The 18,609-nt window shown below is 57.9% G+C and carries 16 protein-coding genes; 4 read left to right on the top strand and 12 right to left on the bottom strand.

Annotated elements, in window-relative coordinates:
• Positions 1-13: 13 nt before the first annotated feature.
• Complete coding sequence (locus BMY73_RS24170) at positions 14-1,210, bottom strand: acetyl-CoA C-acetyltransferase (RefSeq protein ID WP_092410274.1); 1,197 nt, start codon at positions 1,208-1,210, stop codon at positions 14-16.
• 415 nt (positions 1,211-1,625) lie between these two features.
• Here BMY73_RS24170 and BMY73_RS24165 point away from each other — a divergent pair, with 415 nt between their 5' ends.
• Together BMY73_RS24165 and BMY73_RS24160 are read left to right on the top strand one after the other, a co-directional pair.
• On the top strand, positions 1,626-2,786 hold the full coding sequence (locus tag BMY73_RS24165; protein ID WP_092410272.1) for an acyl-CoA dehydrogenase family protein: 1,161 nt from the start codon (positions 1,626-1,628) through the stop codon (positions 2,784-2,786).
• Between the two features lie 11 nt (positions 2,787-2,797).
• Positions 2,798-3,607, top strand: a complete 810-nt coding sequence (locus tag BMY73_RS24160) for an HpcH/HpaI aldolase/citrate lyase family protein (protein ID WP_092410270.1) — start codon at positions 2,798-2,800, stop codon at positions 3,605-3,607.
• A 214-nt stretch (positions 3,608-3,821) separates the two neighbouring features.
• Here BMY73_RS24160 and BMY73_RS24155 read toward each other — a convergent pair whose 3' ends face one another.
• From BMY73_RS24155 to BMY73_RS24125, 7 genes are all read right to left on the bottom strand, one after another.
• On the bottom strand, positions 3,822-6,314 hold the full coding sequence (locus BMY73_RS24155) for an efflux RND transporter permease subunit (protein WP_092410268.1): 2,493 nt from the start codon (positions 6,312-6,314) through the stop codon (positions 3,822-3,824).
• Positions 6,311-7,408 carry a WD40/YVTN/BNR-like repeat-containing protein gene (locus tag BMY73_RS24150; RefSeq protein WP_218190171.1) on the bottom strand — a complete coding sequence of 366 codons (1,098 nt, stop codon included), beginning with the start codon at positions 7,406-7,408 and terminating at the stop codon, positions 6,311-6,313. The genes BMY73_RS24155 and BMY73_RS24150 overlap by 4 nt, the downstream gene beginning before the upstream one ends.
• A 206-nt stretch (positions 7,409-7,614) precedes the next feature.
• Positions 7,615-8,988 (bottom strand): DUF1329 domain-containing protein, encoded by a 1,374-nt coding sequence (locus BMY73_RS24145; protein WP_092410266.1) that lies wholly within the window; start codon positions 8,986-8,988, stop codon positions 7,615-7,617.
• Positions 8,989-9,020: 32 nt separating this feature from the next.
• Entirely contained in the window at positions 9,021-10,688 is a 1,668-nt protein-coding gene (locus BMY73_RS24140; protein ID WP_092410264.1) for a DUF1302 domain-containing protein, read from the bottom strand.
• A 131-nt stretch (positions 10,689-10,819) separates the two neighbouring features.
• Positions 10,820-11,584, bottom strand: a complete 765-nt coding sequence (locus tag BMY73_RS24135; RefSeq protein ID WP_092410262.1) for an SDR family NAD(P)-dependent oxidoreductase — start codon at positions 11,582-11,584, stop codon at positions 10,820-10,822.
• A gap of 180 nt (positions 11,585-11,764) precedes the next feature.
• Positions 11,765-12,220: an SRPBCC family protein gene (locus BMY73_RS24130; protein WP_092410323.1), complete on the bottom strand. Its 456-nt coding sequence runs from the start codon at positions 12,218-12,220 to the stop codon at positions 11,765-11,767.
• Positions 12,221-12,313: 93 nt separating this feature from the next.
• Entirely contained in the window at positions 12,314-13,078 is a 765-nt protein-coding gene (locus BMY73_RS24125; protein WP_092410260.1) for an SDR family NAD(P)-dependent oxidoreductase, read from the bottom strand.
• A 277-nt stretch (positions 13,079-13,355) separates the two neighbouring features.
• Between BMY73_RS24125 and BMY73_RS24120 the strand changes: the two genes are divergently transcribed.
• Positions 13,356-14,294 carry a LysR family transcriptional regulator gene (locus tag BMY73_RS24120; RefSeq protein ID WP_092410258.1) on the top strand — a complete coding sequence of 313 codons (939 nt, stop codon included), beginning with the start codon at positions 13,356-13,358 and terminating at the stop codon, positions 14,292-14,294.
• Here BMY73_RS24120 and BMY73_RS24115 read toward each other — a convergent pair whose 3' ends face one another.
• The 3 genes from BMY73_RS24115 to BMY73_RS24105 all read right to left on the bottom strand — a co-directional run bounded on the left by BMY73_RS24115 (position 14,295) and on the right by BMY73_RS24105 (position 17,224).
• Positions 14,295-15,203: a LysR family transcriptional regulator gene (locus BMY73_RS24115; protein ID WP_092410256.1), complete on the bottom strand. Its 909-nt coding sequence runs from the start codon at positions 15,201-15,203 to the stop codon at positions 14,295-14,297.
• Positions 15,204-15,293: 90 nt separating this feature from the next.
• The gene (locus BMY73_RS24110; RefSeq protein ID WP_139214275.1) at positions 15,294-15,773 is read right to left on the bottom strand and encodes a nuclear transport factor 2 family protein; all 480 of its coding nucleotides are present in this window, start codon (positions 15,771-15,773) and stop codon (positions 15,294-15,296) included.
• Between the two features lie 29 nt (positions 15,774-15,802).
• A complete protein-coding gene (locus tag BMY73_RS24105; RefSeq protein ID WP_092410252.1) occupies positions 15,803-17,224 on the bottom strand; it encodes an aldehyde dehydrogenase family protein in 1,422 nt (473 codons plus the stop codon).
• A 103-nt stretch (positions 17,225-17,327) separates the two neighbouring features.
• Here BMY73_RS24105 and BMY73_RS24100 point away from each other — a divergent pair, with 103 nt between their 5' ends.
• Positions 17,328-18,230: a LysR family transcriptional regulator gene (locus BMY73_RS24100; protein ID WP_092410250.1), complete on the top strand. Its 903-nt coding sequence runs from the start codon at positions 17,328-17,330 to the stop codon at positions 18,228-18,230.
• A gap of 101 nt (positions 18,231-18,331) precedes the next feature.
• On the opposite strand, the gene cynS is transcribed toward BMY73_RS24100, so the two are convergent.
• A partial coding sequence (cynS, locus tag BMY73_RS24095; protein ID WP_139214274.1) for a cyanase occupies positions 18,332-18,609 on the bottom strand: 278 nt, incomplete at its 5' end.

Genomic DNA, 18,609 nt, shown 5'->3' with positions numbered 1-18,609 from the left:
ACCCGGGAGCGGATCAGACCCGCTCGAACAGGGCCGCCAACCCCTGCCCTCCCCCGATGCACATGGTTTCCAGCCCATAACGGCCTTCCCGACGCCGTAACTCATGCAGCAACGTCGTCATGATGCGCACGCCTGTAGCACCGATGGGGTGACCGAGGGAGATGCCTGAACCATTGACGTTGACCCGGGCGAAATCTTTGAGGCCCCACGCTTTGAGCACAGCCAGCGCCTGTGCCGCAAAGGCTTCATTGACCTCGATCAAGTCCATATCATCCAGTGTCAGTCCTGTGCGAGCCAGCAGCTTGGCGGTCGCAGGCACTGGACCGATTCCCATGCGCGAGGGATCGCACCCCGAAGCGGCCCAGTCCACCAGGCGTGCCATGGGCGTCAGTCCATGACGGCCCGCGTATTCCGGCGAGACCACCAGGCAGACCGACGCTGCATCGTTTTGCTGGCTGGAGTTGCCGGCGGTGCAAACGCCTTCCGGACGCAGCAATCGCAATTTGCTCATGCTTTCCAGGCTGGCATCTTCACGAATACCTTCATCCATTTCCACTCGGGTGACACTGTTGCGCTTGCCCGGCACATCGAGGGCGATTACCTCATCGGCAAAACGACCTTCGCGCCAGGCGGCAGCGGCGTTCAAATGACTGCGCACGGCAAAGTTGTCAGCCTCTTCCCGGGTGATGCCATAGTCACTGGCCAGGTTGTCCGCGGTTTCCGGCATACCTGAAATGTGCCCGAAACGTTCCACGGGCTGGGAGCGCTCGCGGCCACGCTCCAGTCGATCATGAAAGCGCACACTGCCTGCCCGTGCGCCCCAGCGCATGTCAGTGCTGTAGTACTCGATGTTACTCATGCTTTCGACACCTACGACCAGCACGGCATCGGCATGACCGGTCTTGATCTGCTGGGAAGCGTCAATGACCGCCTGCAGGCCGGAGCCGCAACGCCGGTCGAGCGTGTAGCCCGGCACTTCGATCGGCAACCCGGCGGCCAGCGCCGCGTATCGTCCCATGCAGGGAGCTTCGCTGGAGGAATAGGACTGCGCGACGATCACCTCATCCAGTGTCTGCGGCGGCACGGGGACCCGCGCCAGCAACCGCTGGATCATGTACGCCGCCAACTGATCGGCGGTGAGCGGAGACAGGCTACCACCGAACTTGCCAATCGGCGTGCGTAGAGGGGAAACGATCAGCGCGTCTTTCATTGCAGTCAAACCTCGATAGTGACCAATGCGACGAGCATGGGCGGTCACTCGGTACCCCGGCAATTTTGGATCGCGAAAGACCACCTTTCGCACGGGCTAATGAGCCCTGTCGAACATGCTGAAGAGCGCTGACGAACTCATTAGCCTTTTGCTCAACCGGTCTTCCGCAAAAGCGAATTCCTCGCGACTAAGTCCCCTTGCATGATGCGCGCACGACTGCAAAGGAGGTTCGTACGCGCCAACCTGCTGGCCTGTATTCCCCGGATGTTTTTCATGCGTGCGGCTGGCACACCCGCGCGCGCATCGCGCAATTGTGGGAACAACGACAGCGGCCTGTGCCAACACACCGACATGTATTTCGACCAATTTGTCCATGTGCCCGCCAGCGTTGCGGGTGCCCCTACGAGGAGCCACCATGTCTTACAACACCGAAGAACTGAATGCCATCCGCGAGGGCGTTCGCGCCCTGTGTGCCGAGTTTTCGGCTGAATACTGGCGCAAGATCGACGAAGAAAAAGGCTTCCCCGAAGCCTTCGTCAAGGCATTGACCGACGCAGGCTGGCTGTCGGCGATGATCCCGGAGGAATACGGCGGCTCAGGGCTGGGCCTGGCCGAAGCGTCGGTCATTCTTGAAGAGGTGAACGCCTGCGGTGGCAATTCCGGCACCGTACACGGCCAGATGTACAACATGTTCACCCTGTTGCGGCATGGCAGCGAGGAGCAGAAGCGCTTTTACTTGCCCAAGCTCGCCAGCGGTGAACTGCGTCTGCAATCGATGGGTGTCACCGAGCCGACTACCGGGACTGACACCACCAAGATCAAGACCACCGCCGTGAAGCAGGGCGACAAATACGTGATCAATGGCCAGAAGGTCTGGATCTCGCGCATTCAGCATTCCGACCTGATGATCCTGCTGGCGCGCACCACGCCGCTGGCTGAGGTGAAAAAGAAATCCGAAGGCATGTCGATCTTCCTGGTCGACCTGCGTGAGGCCATTGGCAAAGGCCTCACCGTTCAGCCCATCGCCAACATGGTCAACCACGAAACCAACGAGCTGTTCTTCGACAACCTTGAACTGCCGGCCGACAGCCTGATTGGCGAAGAGGGCAAGGGCTTCAAGTACATCCTCGACGGTCTGAACGCGGAGCGCACGCTGATCGCCGCCGAGTGCATCGGCGACGGTCGCTGGTTCATTGAAAAATCCGCGGCCTACGCCCGCGACCGCGTGGTGTTTGGTCGCCCGATCGGGCAGAACCAGGGCGTGCAGTTCCCGATCGCCGAGGCTCACATCGAGATCGAAGCCGCCGACCTGATGCGCTGGCGTGCCTGCGAGGAATACGACAGCGGCAAGAACGCCGGTGCCAGCGCCAACATGGCCAAGTACCTCGCGGCGAAGGCGTCGTGGGAAGCGGCCAACGCCTGTCTGCAGACCCACGGCGGTTTCGGTTTTGCCTGCGAATACGACGTGGAGCGGAAATTCCGCGAGACCCGTCTGTACCAGGTCGCACCGATCTCCACCAACCTGATTCTTTCCTACGTCGCCGAGCACTTGCTCGAACTGCCACGCTCGTTCTAAGCGAGAACCCCATGGAACATAAAACGATACGCTCTGCACTCTTCGTTCCAGGTGACCGCCCGGAACGCTTCGCCAAGGCGCTTGCCAGCGGCGCTGACGTGGTGATCGTCGACCTCGAAGACGCCGTCGAGGAAAGCCAGAAGATTCAGGCGCGGGAGCATCTCCTTGCTTTTCTCGACAATACCCCCGAGGCGCGGGTGTGGGTGCGTGTCAACATGGCCAGCCATGTTGAGCACGACAACGACCTTCAAGCCTGCCGTCATAGCGGCGTTGAGGGCATTTTTCTGCCAAAGGCCGAAAGTCGGGCCCAGGTTCAACACGCCGTGGACACCGGCAAGTCGGTGATTCCCATCATTGAAAGCGCACTCGGACTGGCCGCCTTGCCCGCCATGGCCAAGACCTCCGGCGTGTTACTGCTGACTTACGGGCGGCTCGATCTGGGTCTGGATCTGGGACTGATTGAAGGCAGCCAGGGCGCTGAGCGCATGCTCGACCATGTGCGTTATGAACTGCTCCTTCATAGCCGACTGGCAGACTTGGCGATGCCGCTCGAAAGCGTCGTCCCCAGCATCGATAACGCCGCAGGTCTAGAGCAGGCGGCACGCGCAGCAGCGGATATGGGCTTCGCCGGTTTACTGTGTATTCACCCGAAGCAAGTGGCTGTCGTGCACGCGGCACTGCGCCCAAGCGAGGCAGATCTGGACTGGGCCGAACGCGTGATCGCAGCGTGTGATGGCCGGGGTGCGTTCAGGCTCGATGGCGCCATGATCGACGCCCCGGTGATAGCCCGCGCCCATCGGTTGTTGGCACTGCGTGATTGATTGATTGCCATGTGTGTTATGAAAAAGGGCGACCCTCGCGGGTCGCCCTTTTTTTCTGGCGTGCAGCGACTCGAACGATCTTGAGGACCCTGCATGTCTGCGGCTGGAGGCCGGCGGCGTGCTTGATTTGCGTCCACTGCCTGCAGTTGGACATAAAAAAACCCACTCGATCAACGAATGGGCGGTTCAAAGAGGAGCGAACACAAGAAGGTTGTTACAGGCTCATTGCCCGCGAAGAACGTTGATGCCTGGCACAATCGCTGCCGTGGGAGACATTGCGTAATTCCTTCGCGAGGATGTCTTCAGCGGATGCCTGGTCGACAGAAACGCTGTTTCGCGGTAGCAGGAAATACGCCAGAGCAGGCAGCAGAATGAGTGCACCCAGCATGTTCCAGATGAACATGAAGGCCAGGAGGATGCCCATGTCGGCCTGAAACTTGATGGGCGAAAACGCCCAGGAGGCGACGCCCAGCGCCAGTGTCACCCCGGTCAGCATCACCACCTTGCCGGTGAAGGTCAGCGCACGGTAGTACGCTTCCGAAAGGCTTGCGCCCTGACGCAACTGTCCCAACACAATCGTCAACACGTACAGCGCATAGTCCACGCCAATCCCCACCCCTAGCGCGATGACCGGCAGGGTCGCGACCTTCACACCCATGCCGAGGGAGACCATCAGCGCTTCCGCCAAAATCGACGTCAACGCTAGTGGCACAACTGCGCAAATCACTGCACGCCAGGACCGGAAAGAAATGAAGCACAGCAAAATCACCGCTCCGTAGACCCAGAGCAACATCTCATGGCTGGCCTTCTTGACCACGATGTTGGTCGCAGCCTCGATGCCGGCATTACCTGCCGTGAGCAGGAACTTCACGTCGTCCGTATTGTTTTTTGCGGCGAACACTTCGACCTTGTCCACCACGCGGGTCAGAGTGTCGGCTTTATGGTCTTCCAGGTAGACGAACAGTGAAAGCAGGTTGCAGCCCTGGTTGAAGATTTCACGAGGGGTACGGTTTGCCACCGTATTCAAAGTCCATTGGTTAGGCACCAGTTCGTACCACTTCGGGTTGCCTTCGTTCATACCCACCGTGATACGACGACTGAGCAATGGCAGGGAGTTGGTGCCCTCTACACCGTCTACGTCATGCAGCTCCCATTCCAGCGTATCAACCAGCGACTGAGTCTTGTAGGAAGTGCACTGATCGTTAGCGGTTTCAACCATCACCACCAGCACGTCACTGCTCGCCGAATAGGCGTTGGCCATGAACGCATTGTCCTGATTGTAGCGTGAGTCACTGCGCAGCTCTGGCGCACCGGGATCAAGGTCACCGACTTTCAAGTGCAGGCTTACGAGGAAGCCGCCAATGCCCAAAACCAGCGACACCAGCACGGCGACGGTGGCCCATTTACGCTCGGTGAACAGGTCAAGGAAACGCCACACCACATGCTTCTGCGCCCCCGCAGCCTCGCCCGCCTCGTCACGCATGCTGCGCTGCGCAGCTCGGGCGCTGACGCCGGTAAAACTCAGAAGCACTGGCAGCAGGATCAGGTTGGTGAAGATCAACACTGCGACGCCAATACTGGCGGTAATCGCCAGCTCCTGGATCACGCGAATGTTGATGACCAGCAGCACCGCGAAACCCACCGCATCGCATAGCAGCGCCGTTAGCCCGGCCATGAACAGACGACGGAAGGTGTAACGTGCGGCGACCAGCTTGTGCATTCCCCGACCCACGTCCTGCATGATTCCGTTCATTTTCTGGGCGCCGTGGCTGATGCCGATAGCGAAGACCAGAAAGGGAACGAGTATGGAATAAGGGTCCAGCTCGAAGCCGAGCAAAGGCAGCAGACCCAACTGCCAGGTCACCGCTACCAGCGATGTCGCCACCACCAGCAGCGTGCTACGGATGCAGCGGGTATACCAGAACACCGCTGCGCCTGCGATAACGATGGTCAACACGAAAAACATCAGCACCTGGCGGATGCCGTCGATCAAATCGCCCACCACTTTCGCAAAACCGGTGATGTGCAACTCAACACCTTGGGCGCGATACTTTTCACGCAGTCCTTCGAGCTGATCAGAAAGCTGGCGGTAGTCCAGCGCCTTGCCGGTAGCAGGATTGGTATCCAACAACGGTACGAAGATAATGCTTGATTTGTAGTCCGAGGCCACCAGTTGCTCGGCATCTCCGGAACGCTCAACGTTCGTGCGCGTCTGTGCAATGCTTTCGGCCGATTGGTCATAGTTATCCGGGATCACCGGGCCGCCATCGAGGCCGTCTTCGGTCACCCCCAGCCAACGGGTGTTCGCCGTCCATAGCGACTTCATGAAGGGGCGATCAACACCGGGAGTCAGAAACACTTCATCATTGAGCGCTTTGAGCGTTTCCAGGTACGCCGAGCTGAAGATAGTCCCGTCTTTGGCTTCCACTGCGATACGCACAGCATTGCCGAAGCCTTTCATGTCGCCTTTATGTTTGAGGTACTCGGCGATGTAGGGGTGGTTGGTCGGGATCATTTTTTCGAAGTCGGCATTGAGCTGCAACTTCGTTGCTTCGAAAGCCAGTACCAGCGTCACTAGCAGACAGACGGCCAATACCATGATGCGATTATTGAAGAACAAACGTTCCAGCCAGGACCCGGATTTTTTATCGAAATCGCCCAGGCTGCAGACGGGAGGCTGAATGTGAGATGGGGTATCTGGTTTCATTTCGTACTCCCGATGACGCTGGCAAGACTGATTCGGGTGACGCCACGCATTCCGACCACAACCAGGCTTCCATCAGCCGATTGAGTGACGCCCGCCAACGGCGGGAGTTGCTTGAGCGGTGACAGTTGAAAACTGTTGCCCTTGTCCTGGCTGATCAGCAGTTGCCCCGATTGATTGACCAGTACGAGACTTCCATCCTTGAGCCGCACACTGCCGGTAATAGAAGCACCGGAGGGGATATCGATCTTTGTCCACTGCGCACCCCGGTCGTCGGTACGGTACGCGCTGCCGCGCAGGCCGCTGATGATCAGCTTGTCAGAGGATTCGACGAGCAGGTTGAAATAACTGCCTTGATACGGGGTCTCGACCGGCACGAAATGGCCACCGTCGTCGTCGGAGTGAAAGACGCTGCCTTGCTCGCCGACGAGATAAAGGTTCGGACCGCTGCCGCGGATGGCATAGAGGTGCAAGCCCATCGCATTGTCGACATGGGACTGCCAGGGCCGCCAGGTCTTGCCGCCATCGTCGGTCCGTAGAATGAGGTTGTACGCGCCGATGATGTAGCCGGTGCGCTCGTTGCTGAAGTACACATCGAGGAACGGTTTGTCCGGTCCGTCCTTGACCATCAGTTGCGCAGCTTTGGCCTCGCGCTCCAGTTCGTCAGGATCACCTTCCTTGCTTTGCTGGCGCGCCTCGGACGCCCGCACCAGCAGTTGGGCCAGTGATACACCGTCCAGTTGCCTGGACCAGGTTTCTCCGCCGTCCTGGCTGTGCAACAGCACGCCGCCGTGGCCCACGATCCAGCCTTCTTTGTCGCTCACGAACTGAACCGCTGTCAGCGTCACGCTCACGGGCACGTTCGCTTGACGCCAAGTCGCGCCGTTATCATCCGAGAGCACCACGATGCCTCGCTCGCCGACCGCCACCAAACGTTTGGGCGTTGCAGTGATCGCTACCAGTACCGCGTTCTGAGCATGAGGCGAAACCTGGGAAGGTCGCTCCAGGACGCCAGGCACCGTGGCCTGAGCAAACAAAGCACAGCCCCATAAACACGCGGCTGTGATGACACCACAGACCATTCGATTCGCACGCATAGACCTTCTCCAGCTTTTTATAATTTTTATCTGACGTTGCTCCCCACGCTGAAACTCGACCAAGTCAGATAGGGCGTCGGCCTGAAACCCGCCGTGGCAGTAGCGCAATCATCAGCCGTTGCATCTCGCACGTCCGGACGAAAAGAGCTCATTCACAAAAAAACAACGACCGAGAGTCCCTTGACGGCTCTCGGCCATTGCGCGCCTTAACGGACACCCTCCCCCGACATGGCTTCGGGGGTGAAGTCTGCCGTCTTGACGTCGTTCAACATCTTGAAGTGGTAGGTGTAGGAAGGATCGCTCCAGTTCGTCGCCCCGACACCGCTCCAGCCACCCGTCTGCAAGTTATGGGTAGACCACTGGATGTTCGGGAACACGAACGGGCCGTCCATCATCAGGAAAGGCAACGCGATCTGGGTGCGCCACAGTTGCCCTTGACCATCCCAACCATCGGCCAGGACCGCCCCCCAGGTGTCTTCGTCCAGGTAGTAGCGACGTTTGGGCACCACGTGGCGTTTGCCGGCAGCGAGGTTCGCTTCCACAACCCACACGCGATGAAGCTCCCAGCGGGTTGAATCGGGGTTGACGTGATGAGGCATCAACTGCTTTTCGATTGACACATCTTTTTGCAGAAATTTGTTGTTGTTATAGGGAATGTACAACTCCTTCTTCCCAACCAGTTTCCAGTCATAGCGGTCCAGGTCGCCCAGGAAAATGTAGGATTCGTCGTAGTATTCCATGCCCGAGTTGACGTCCGACGGCGTGTCATAGCCGAGAGTGGGCGCCTTGCGCACCCGGCGCTGACCCGGCAGGTATTGCCACGCCTGACGCGGTTTATTGACCGAGTCGATGAGCACGAATTGCTCGCCATTCTTGATGGGGGGATCGGTCATCCAGACGCGCAGCAATTCGGTCTGCCCCTTGAATGTCTCCAGCGAGCCGTCCTTTTTGTAGTACGGGTACATGGCTTTGTTGTAGCCGCGCACTGACAACACCAACTTGCCGTCAGGCGTGCCGACGTAGTTGTTGAAGGCGTAAGAGGTCGCCTCGCCGACCCACGTCAGCTTGTGGTTCCACATGGCCTCGGCGCCGTTCTTCGGAATCGGGAATGGAACACCGCCATAGGCGCCATCGACCCAGATGCCGTCCTTTAGGTGGGCACGGGTGGCGTTGGCGAACGTGTTGTCATACACCCACTGCGGCGCAGCGGCCGTACGGTGAGTCGGGTAGACGTCCAGACGATAAGTATCCGGGTACTTTTTCAGCATGGCCTTGATGCCGTCGCTGAGCTTGTCGCCGTAGGTGTCCATATTCTTCGCGGTGATGCTGTACAACGGCTTTTCACTGGCGAACGGGTCAGGTCGCGCGTCGCCATTCTTGTAACCTGCTGGCACTGTGGTGTATCCGCCGGTCCAGGCCGGGATGGTGCCATCCTTGTTACCGGCCTTTTCCGCGCCCATCGGCGTCAATGTGCTTTTCAGTGCGGCCGCTTCATCTGCAGAAACGGCGGCCAGAACGTGGGGCGCCGAGAACACGACGCTCCACATCGCGAGGCATAACAACGTGTGTTTCGCTTGCATTTCGAAATCTCCTGCTGAACTTGTTTTTATAGCTAGAGCGAACGCTGGACTGAAAACGCGATGAAGTCGCGGTCCTTGAGGGACTGACCGTACGAATAGGCCTGAACGGGCGAGTTGGCCGGTTCGACACTGGTTCCCTCGCCACCGAAGAAGCCGGTGTACATCAGGCTGAATTTCCAGGTTTTCAGGTAGTCGGCCTTGACGCCGAAGCTGTAATCACCACCGTGGTTGACGCTGAAGCCCGGGTTGATCACTGAGGACTTACCGAACAGGCCATAACCCACACCGATCGGTACGGTAATATCGACACCATCGAGGACCTGGTAATAGGCCGGTTCGAAGATCATCCGGATCGCACCGGCATCGCGCGTTGAGTTGGGGTCCAGCGCATCGGCATTCTTGGTCACGCTCAGACGGCGGTTCCATGCGACTTCACCGATAAAGCTGCCACCTTCCCAGAGCGGGCCCGCATCGAGCAGACCGATCCAGGACACCTGACCATGAGCCGTACGGCCAACCGGGTACAGCGGGTGGTGGCCGTTGTTGGCTTCCTGGCCGGGGAACACGGTCACCGCACCTGCGGCAGGCACCAGCGGCATATTGTCCCGCACCGAGAACTCACCGGCGACGTTGGTATCACCTACGGTGGTACTGAAGCTCGCCCCCACCGCCCTGATGTCTTCGGGATACACCAACTCGTACGTCGTCGGCGCGAATGACGGGCTCAGGTTGCTATGAACCACCGGGCTCTTGGCGTTGTACTGGATGGCGTAGAGGCCAAATTCGGCATCGATGTTTTCTGGCCGCCAGCGCAGCTGCAGACCACCCTGCCCCGAGTCCTTCGCGTCTTTGTCCTTGCCGCGAATGAAACGACTCCCTGGCCCGGCCAAAATGCTGTCGCCGCCGTCGTCAAGTAGATCCACGGTGGAAAAATAGCTGCCCGCCGCCGGCAGCCGATCTTTCTCCCAGTGCAACTGGTAGTAGGCGCCGAGCGCCAGGTTGTCGCGCAGCTGGATTTGACCGGAAATCTGAGGGACCGGACGCACCAGCTCTTTGAATTGCGTACCGGGGACGGAAAGCAGCTTGACGATATCGGCCGGAGCCTGCCCGCCCGCAATACCGTTCGCACCGTAAAAGAGGCTTTCGCCGTACAGGACAGTGTGTTGACCAACACGGATGGTCGCAGGCATCTCGCCGATGTCGGTTTTGCCGAAGACGAACGCGTCCAGCAGTTCAGCCTTACGACCGTGCAGTTTCTGGGTTTCAGAGGTGAAATGATCGTAGGATGCCGAGGTGGAGTTGTTGGTGAACGGAGAGTCGTTGTCATTGCTTTGGTTGTAGACAGAGTCATACCAACCTGCGCCGCTGACGCGCATCCCAACGTTGTTCCGCGTCACGTCGAGCTCGGAAAGAATGTCGACGCGGTTGGAAATAAGGCCTTTGTCGAAGTTCCTATCCCCATCATCCTGGTTGGCGTCGCCGGTCAGTTTCGAGGACTGATCCTTGACGCGCCACGCGGCGCTGTATTTGAGCGTGTTGTCCCACCGAACCTTCAGGTCTTCGACCCCGGTGTTGAACTCAAACGCCCGCGCCATGGGTGTGCCGAACGTGGCTATGGCTGTGATGACGGCATAGGCCACCGCCCTGTATTGTTGGACGGGTTCTTGTTGTGCCGTGCACTCGATGGCATTAACAGTCATTGTTATTGTTCTATTCGTCATGTTCTTCACCAACTTAGTTTTTATAAGTGCTTTGGATCAGGAAGAAACTGTCTGTTTTTTTTAATCGGTATCGCTCAGCTTTCCGCAAAGCTGTTTTAAATGGTTACCCGTCACCAGGCCGTGGTTCCGCCGTCGATCTTGATATCAGCGCCGGTAATGAACGAACTCTCATCCGAGGCGAGAAACAAGGCAGTGGCGGCGACTTCTTCGGGCTTACCGATACGACCGAGCATGATCTTGCCGATCATCACATCGACCCACTCAGGGTCCTGCAGAAGCGGAAGTGTTTGCTTGGTCTCGATCAGCCCTGGAGAAATACTGTTGGCGCGCAGGCCGTGAACACGGCCTTCCATGGCCAACTGTCGGGTCATGGCCAGAATCGCGCCCTTGGCAGCGGAATGGGCGATACCGGGTAGCATCTTGTAGGTCGACCAAGCGGAAACAGACGCCGTATTGATGATCGAAGCACCCGGCCGTTTGATCAGTTCCGGCCAGGCAGCGCGCACCAGATGAAAGACCAGGTTCAACTCCTGATCGATGGTCTTGTGCCAGTCGTCATCGGAAATCTGGTCGACCCAACCGAAGTAAGCCATCGCGGCGTTGTTGAACAACACATCCACCTGGCCGAAGCTCGACACCGCCAGATCGACTAGCGCCTTGCACTGCGCAGTATTCGTCAGGTCGCAATGACTCAAAGAGACCATCTCACCTCCGGCGGCCTTGACTTCTGCTACTGTGGATTCAGCTGATTCGGGATGGATGTCACAGCCCACGACCTTGGCGCCCTGACGGGCGAACATTAATGCGGCGGCGCGGCCCATCGACCCACCCGTGCCGGTGATGATGCAGACTTTGCCTTCAAGACGATCACTCATGACTTACTCCTTTACTGGACAGTCAATCGTTGTTCCGTGGCCTGCGGCTGTTCTCAATCACACAACCACCGCAGGCTGAACGGAAACAAAGGGCGTCCGACTCACCCACTTAAAGTGTGCAAGTGGATCTAAACGCGGGGCGCGGTTTACGCTTTACAAGCGCGCATTTAAACGGCGGTATTAAGCGACACTTTGTGCGCGAATTTTACCCAGTGTGGTGTTGACCGCTTCGCAATACGAGTTTTCCATGCCATCGGCGAATACTTTCTCTTCAGCACTTCCTGCTTTGACGCCTTCCAGAGAGAAAGTAAAGATGAAGCGCAAATACAGCGTGCCGTTTTCTTCTTCAATAATGTTTTTAATGATGCCCCGTGCCCCGCCAGACAGACGGACAAACTCGACACGTTCCTGGGGAAATAACGTAATCAGCTCTTGCAGCGTTTCGCCGTGCAGACGAACTTCACGAATGAAAGGACTGCCCCCCTCCGCTTCCTCCACCAACGTACAGCTTTCCATCGGTTTAACGTAACCGATCGGGTTCCTCGCTTTTTGTACCAAGCCATCCCAGACCTGCGCGCGTGTCAATTTGACTTCACCCGCTGGATTCACTTCCAGTCGTTTACTGACATTAATCATGTTGCTCACCTTTTTGTTATCGAAGTTCGCAATCACTGGAGGAGCGTGACTGCCTGCTGCTTTACCGGGCCGATGGGGATCGGACAGTGGTATTCAAATAGCGAGATAACCGCCGTCTACCGACAGGGACGTTCCGGTCACAAAACTGGAAGCATCTGAGAGCAACCAGCGTGCGGCGGCCGCCACTTCTTCCGGTTTGCCAAATCGACCGATGGGGTGACGTTCACGCAGTGCCTGAAATTGATTGGCGAAGTTGTCTTCCTGGCTTAGACGAAGAATCATCGGCGTCTCGATAATGCCCGGCAAGATGGCGTTGACGCGGATATTGTGCGGGCCGTAGTCGACTGCGGCCGCTTTAGTGAGGCCGAGCACGCCATGCTTGGCAGCGATATAGTCGGAGGCAGCCGCAATGGCTACGGCACCCAACGCGGATGCCGTATTGACGATGGAGCCACCGCCCGTCTCCAGCATCGCGCGGATCTGATGCTTCATGCAGAAAAATACGCCAGTGAGATCGACTTTAATGATTCGGTCCCAGGCTTCAGCGGAGATTTCGTGGAGGGGTAAATGACTTTGCTCGATGCCGGCGTTGTTGAAGGCGCCATGCAGTGCGCCGAATGCGCTGACCACTTCGGCGACGGCGGAGGCAACAGCGGCCTCATCGGTTACGTCGCAGGGAATGGCGTGGATTGCGCCGCCACTGGCCAACACGTTCTCGACCAAGTCTTCGAGGCCTGCAATGTCGCGATCCATAACGATGACTCTTGCGCCGGCGGTTGCGAATGCACTGACCGAGGCTCGGCCAATGCCGCCGGAGGCACCGGTGACAATTATATTACGCTGCGTCAATTCGCTCATGACATGTTTCCACTGGCCACATTTTTGTTATTCATCTCGTTATGAACCAAGGCTAATGCACTGCATTAGTTTGCTGATTCACAACCATGACTGCCATTTTTCACGTTCACTTCGCGGTAGTAAGCCAAGTGACATCTGAACTTTAAGCAGCGGTCAGTTTGATGACTAGCCAAAGAATTCGCTAAAGACTGTTGCGCCTATGCACCAATAATCTGTGTATGATTTGCATGGCCGATCCTGGGCAGACTACGGGCGCCTATAATAAAAAGGGCTTTCAATGAATGATTTGAACGATCTCTATTACTTCGTACTGGTGGTCAAGCACGGGGGGTTTTCGCCGGCGTCACGGGCAAGCGGTATCGAAAAGACCCTGCTCAGCCGTCACATCGCACTGCTGGAAAAACACATCGGTGCGCGCCTGTTACACCGTACGACTCGACAGGTCTCTTTAACCGAAGCCGGCCAGCACTTTTACAACCTGAGCCAAGCGGTCGTGGACGGTGCGCAAACGGCTTTCGAAAGCGTTGAACACCTGCGTCGTGAACCGGTCGGGCTAGTGCGTTTGAGCTGCCCCCAATTGATGGCCCGCGCCTACCTGTCGCCGTTGCTGCCCAGTTACATGCTGGCGTATCCCAAAGTGCGGCTGGAGGTCACGGCGGTAGATCGAGAGGTTGATCTGTACGAAGAACGCATCGATATCGCATTGCGGGCGTTGACGCATATCGAAGACACCGGGGGGCTGGTGGCGAAGACGCTTGGCACCGCCAGGCGAATTCTCGTGGGGAGCCCTGCGTTGCTGGATCGAACGGGACGACCTGCGTCGATAAAAGCGCTGTCCAGCCTGCCGACCCTGTGTCTGCCTGCTGACATGCATGACGGATCGGGGCGCTGGTTGCTTCATGACCCAGAGCACCATGAAATTCTGCTGGCGCATACACCCTGCCTCATCTCGGATGATCTGAGCATGCAGCTGGACGCTGCCGTGAACGGACTGGGCATTGCCATGCTGCCTGAGCCGATTGTCGTTGAGGCTGTTCGATCCGGCACGCTGGAAGCCGTGATGCCTGCCTGGGCCGGGCCGTCACACCTCATTCATCTGGTTTACCCCAAACCCAAAGGCATGCTGCCTTCGGTCCGCAGTGTGATTGATTACCTCGGCCTGCATCTGCCGGAAGTCATCAAGGCTGGGACCTTGATGAAGGACACGGCCGCGTAATCACTGCCACTCTGCTTGCTGACGCTTGAGTACACCGCTCACCATCTCTCGCAACCATTTGTTCAACGGATCGCGATGAAATCGGTCGTGCCAGTACAGGTCAATGTCGAAAGACGGAATGTGCAGCGGCACGGGCTTGATCACTAGCGGATAAAACTGCGCCAAGGTTCTCCCCAACGCGACGGGCAAGGTCCACACCATGTCACTCTGTAGCACGAGATGAGCACTGGACAGGTGATGGGGCACCCGCATCCGGATACATCCCCTGCCCCCGGCGTCGACCAGCGCACGCTCGACTGCCTGATTACTGATCCCCACCGTTTCCACCACCACGTGATCGCAGGCAAGGTATCGCGAGAGGGTCAGCTCCTGATCCGCCAGGCGGTGTTCGCGGCGTATGGCGCAGACGTAATGTTGAGAGAACACTGGCAGGCGATGGATATCGGTCTGCAGGGAAGGCAAGTACCCCAACGCCAGGTCCACTCTGCCTGTCGCCAGACCTGTCAGGGTTTCGTCCATTGCACCGCCGACGGTATTGAGCCTTGCCAACGGGGCATGAAGGGCCAACTGCCTGAGGATGGGCGGCAGACACACCACCTCGCCCACGTCGAGCATTCGGAAGGTAAAGGTTTCGCGGCACCGTGCAGGGTCGAAATCGACCCTTTGACGTTCCGCCGCACGGATAAGATTGAGGGACTCGAGCAAAGGCCCTGCGATCTGCACGCAGAAGGGGGTCGGCTCCATCCGCCGACCCACCAAGGTGAAGAGACGATCCCCATAGCTCTGGCGCAGGCGTTTAAGACTGCCGCTGACCGCCGATTGAGTGACCCCTAGATTCTGCGCCGCAATTGACGTCGAATGGTCGCGCCACAGGGCCTCGAAAGTGTAAAGCAAATTCAGGTCTTTCATCACAACGCCTTGATTAGCGTATTAGACCAAAAGGCGTCTGAGGGGCCAGCGCCACCGCCCCGGACACAAAGGCACGTGACACCAAAACAATCATGCCGCGATGAGGTGGGGCTCTGGCGCATCAGCGAAAACGGGGCCGAGATTGATGTTGATTCGATAATCTTCAATGAGACGTTGATCGTTGAAGCGCAGCACAACGCAGCACGGTACACCCACCACGACCCCGTCGTGGCGCTTATAGAAGCTGTCGAATTCGATGATGGTGACGTTCCCGTTGATCCACTCGCCCGTCACTTCATGGCGGAGCGAATGAATCTGAGAATAAAACCCCATTACCCCGGCACGGATGATGTCCTTGCCCTTCATACTGGGGGAGTTGCCGAAACGAAAAACCGCATCATCCGCCAAAAAATTCAAAAAGCCGTCGAGGTCCTGACCATCGATGCAGTCGAACATCTGTTTCATTGAATAGCTCATGAGGGCGTTCTCATTGTTGTTGTTTTCTGGACTTGACTCTATTTTCAGCCCCGTGATCTGGCAATACGGCAAAATCACCAAAGCATGTTGCACTCACGCAACAATCCTTTGAAGGCGGCGCATTAGTCGTCCGCGACCACCGTCTTGGTTTCCAAAAAGGCTTCAAGACCGAACACCCCGAACTCACGACCGAGCCCGGATTGCTTTCTGCCGCCAAAGGGTGCCATCAGTTCGGTCGCGCAACGGTTGATCAGCACTGTTCCTACTGCCAGCCGTGAAGCAACGCGCCGGGCCAAATCGGTGTCACTGGAAAAGATATAAGCCTGAAGGCCGTAATCGCTTCGATTGGCCATGGCGATGGCCTGTTCGAGCGAATCGTACGCCATGATGGAAAGCACCGGGCCGAAGATCTCTTCGTTGGCGATTGTCATGTCCTCGCTAACGTTGGCGAAAACAGTGGGTTTGACGAAGTACCCCTTTTCCAACGTTTGCGGTCGACCCGTGCCACCTGAAACGAGTGTCGCCCCCTCCTCCAGCCCCCGACGAATGTAGGTCTGCACCCTTTCGTACTGCCTTTGATTCACGGCTGGCCCGATGACGGTTTGCGGGTCGTACGGATCACCGACGCGCAGTGTTTCGACGTGCGCCTGCACCGCCCGGATGACCTCATCGAGACGCGCTCGCGGTACAAGTAGCCGCGAACCTGCGACACAAGCCTGTCCGTTATTCATGAACGCAGCGTTGATTGCCAGCGGAACGGCAGTTGCCAGATCGACGTCATCCAGAAACAGCGTCGCGGACTTCCCGCTCAGTGCCAGACTGACCCGTTTCATCGTTTCAATACCCGCGCGCGCTATCTGTTTACCCGTCTGGGTCGAGCCGGTGAACGAGATCTTGGCAACATCGGGATTGCGCGTTAGCTCGTCGCCCACGTCGTGCCCCCTCCCCAGCAGAATATTGAATACCCCTTCCGGCAGCCCGGCGCCGTGAAGGGCGGTGGCGAGCACGTAAGTCTGAATCGGGCTAAGTTCACTCGGTTTGATGACCGACGCGCAGCCCGCGGCGATGGCGGAACTCAGCTTGCTGCAGACCGTCCCGACCACACTGTTCCAAGGGGCGATTAACGCCGCCACGCCCACAGGCTCCATGATGACCGACGCACCACCGATTTCTCTGACCAGGTCATAACCCTCGAGCACCTGCGCCATGTTCTTGAAGCACTGAGCCGCGTACTGACTGACCCATTGAGTACGGGCGAACACACCGCCGTACTCTTCGATGGCCGACTCACGAAGGCGATCTGAATGTGAAAGAACGGCTTGTTGTAATGCCATCAACATATCGATACGTTCAGCTTTGCTTGATACGGCCAGCCATCGCTGAGCACGCTTTGCCGCCTCAATGGCCAGGACGGCGTCTGCACGGTTGGCCAGGGTGAGCTGTCCTATCTCCTGCTCAGAAGTTGGGTTGATCACGGGCAGTGTTTCGGTGCCCTGAACGTCGACGAATGTCCCATCGATATAGGCCTGATTCACATTCCACATGGCACTTGTCTCTTGTGAGGAGCTTGAGTAGCCGAATCTAACAGTTGAAGAGAATCGAAATAACGGGTTCAAATACGGATGAATTATCAGGAAAACCGGGACAATGTATAAGCAGGGTCTAGTCGAACTCGAAGTCGTACTCGCAGTGGCCGACAAGCAGAACTTTCGGGCCGCGGCCGTCGAACTGAACATGTCTACCACGGGGGTGAGCAATGCCCTTCGTGGTCTGGAAGCACGACTCGGCGAACGTCTTTTTCACCGCACCACGCGCAGCGTTTCGTTGACTGAGGCTGGGCGGCGATTTGTAGAACAGATACGGCCAGCCGTGGCGAACATCAATGCGGCCATGATGATGCTTCAGGAACGCAAGCCGGTACCGACCGGGACCTTGCGAATAAACAGCTCTCTCGGCGCCGCGCTGATGGTGTTCCACCCCCTCATGCGCCAGTTTCTGGCGCGCTATCCTGGCATGACGCTTGAGATATCAACGCAGGAAAAACTGGTGGACATCGTCGCAGACGGCTTCGACGCAGGGGTGCGTCTGAGCTCTCGAGTTCCGGGAGATATGATTCGCGTCCCGATCACTGACAGCATTGCGATCGCGGTGGTGGCGTCCCCTGAGTACTTCTCTACCTACCCCAAACCCCATCGGCTTGAGGATCTCAAAGCGTTGCCCTGCATTCGCGCGCGGTATCCCAGCGGGATCGCCTCGCCATGGGAGTTCTGGGCAGATGACAAGGCAGTCATGATCGATGTGCAAGGCCCGCTCATTCTGGACGCGCCGCTGATGATGCTCGAAGCAGCGAGGAGTGGGCTTGGGCTGGCGCAAGTACCGCGGTGGTATGTGGAGGGCGATATCCGGGAGGGTCGCCTGATCGAAGTGTTGCAATCATGGGCCAAACCACTGCCGGGGTTGTCGCTTTATTACGCAGGCCATCGACATATCCCGGTTGGCCTGCGGGCATTGATCGATCTTATCCAGGAACAGCGGCGCGTCAGTTTATGAAAAGCGGCATTGACAGCGGGCGTTTGGGAGAGGGGCCACAAAAACGAATTCGCAGATCAGGGCAATGCCTGGCAAACGCCAGGCATTGGGGCCGGAGGGCATTAGAATGGGCGGTAAGGCAGGAATTTACCGTCCAGCGTGATCACCGCGCGGGAGCCGCCTTCCGGGTCTTCGACTTTCTTGATGTCCATCTTGAAGTTGATGGCGCTGATGATGCCGTCGCCGAACTGCTCGTGGACCAACGCCTTCAACGTGGTGCCGTAGACCTGAATCATTTCGTAGAAACGGTAGACGGTCGGGTCAGTCGGCACGCCGCTTGGCAGGCTGCCACGCAGAGGAATCGCTTGCAGTTGACGCACCTCATCAGCGCCGAGTTCAA

The sequence above is a fragment of the Pseudomonas sp. NFACC02 genome (assembly GCF_900110765.1).
GTDB lineage: Bacteria > Pseudomonadota > Gammaproteobacteria > Pseudomonadales > Pseudomonadaceae > Aquipseudomonas.
Note: the sequence above shows the minus strand (reverse complement) of the source record. Positions and strands in the feature narration are given on the sequence as shown.

Excerpts from the sequence above, each read along its gene's own strand:
- BMY73_RS24165 (WP_092410272.1), top strand. The coding sequence starts at position 1,626 with ATGTCTTACAACACCGAAGAACTGAATGCCATCCGCGAGGGCGTTCGC.
- BMY73_RS24160 (WP_092410270.1), top strand. The coding sequence starts at position 2,798 with ATGGAACATAAAACGATACGCTCTGCACTCTTCGTTCCAGGTGACCGC.
- BMY73_RS24100 (WP_092410250.1), top strand. The coding sequence starts at position 17,328 with ATGTATAAGCAGGGTCTAGTCGAACTCGAAGTCGTACTCGCAGTGGCC.
- BMY73_RS24130 (WP_092410323.1), bottom strand. The coding sequence starts at position 12,220 with ATGATTAATGTCAGTAAACGACTGGAAGTGAATCCAGCGGGTGAAGTC.
- BMY73_RS24140 (WP_092410264.1), bottom strand. The coding sequence starts at position 10,688 with ATGACTGTTAATGCCATCGAGTGCACGGCACAACAAGAACCCGTCCAA.
- BMY73_RS24170 (WP_092410274.1), bottom strand. The coding sequence starts at position 1,210 with ATGAAAGACGCGCTGATCGTTTCCCCTCTACGCACGCCGATTGGCAAG.
- BMY73_RS24155 (WP_092410268.1), bottom strand. The coding sequence starts at position 6,314 with ATGAAACCAGATACCCCATCTCACATTCAGCCTCCCGTCTGCAGCCTG.
- BMY73_RS24105 (WP_092410252.1), bottom strand. The coding sequence starts at position 17,224 with ATGTGGAATGTGAATCAGGCCTATATCGATGGGACATTCGTCGACGTT.
- BMY73_RS24115 (WP_092410256.1), bottom strand. The coding sequence starts at position 15,203 with ATGAAAGACCTGAATTTGCTTTACACTTTCGAGGCCCTGTGGCGCGAC.
- BMY73_RS24120 (WP_092410258.1), top strand. The coding sequence starts at position 13,356 with ATGAATGATTTGAACGATCTCTATTACTTCGTACTGGTGGTCAAGCAC.
- BMY73_RS24125 (WP_092410260.1), bottom strand. The coding sequence starts at position 13,078 with ATGAGCGAATTGACGCAGCGTAATATAATTGTCACCGGTGCCTCCGGC.
- BMY73_RS24150 (WP_218190171.1), bottom strand. The coding sequence starts at position 7,408 with ATGCGTGCGAATCGAATGGTCTGTGGTGTCATCACAGCCGCGTGTTTA.
- BMY73_RS24135 (WP_092410262.1), bottom strand. The coding sequence starts at position 11,584 with ATGAGTGATCGTCTTGAAGGCAAAGTCTGCATCATCACCGGCACGGGT.
- BMY73_RS24145 (WP_092410266.1), bottom strand. The coding sequence starts at position 8,988 with ATGCAAGCGAAACACACGTTGTTATGCCTCGCGATGTGGAGCGTCGTG.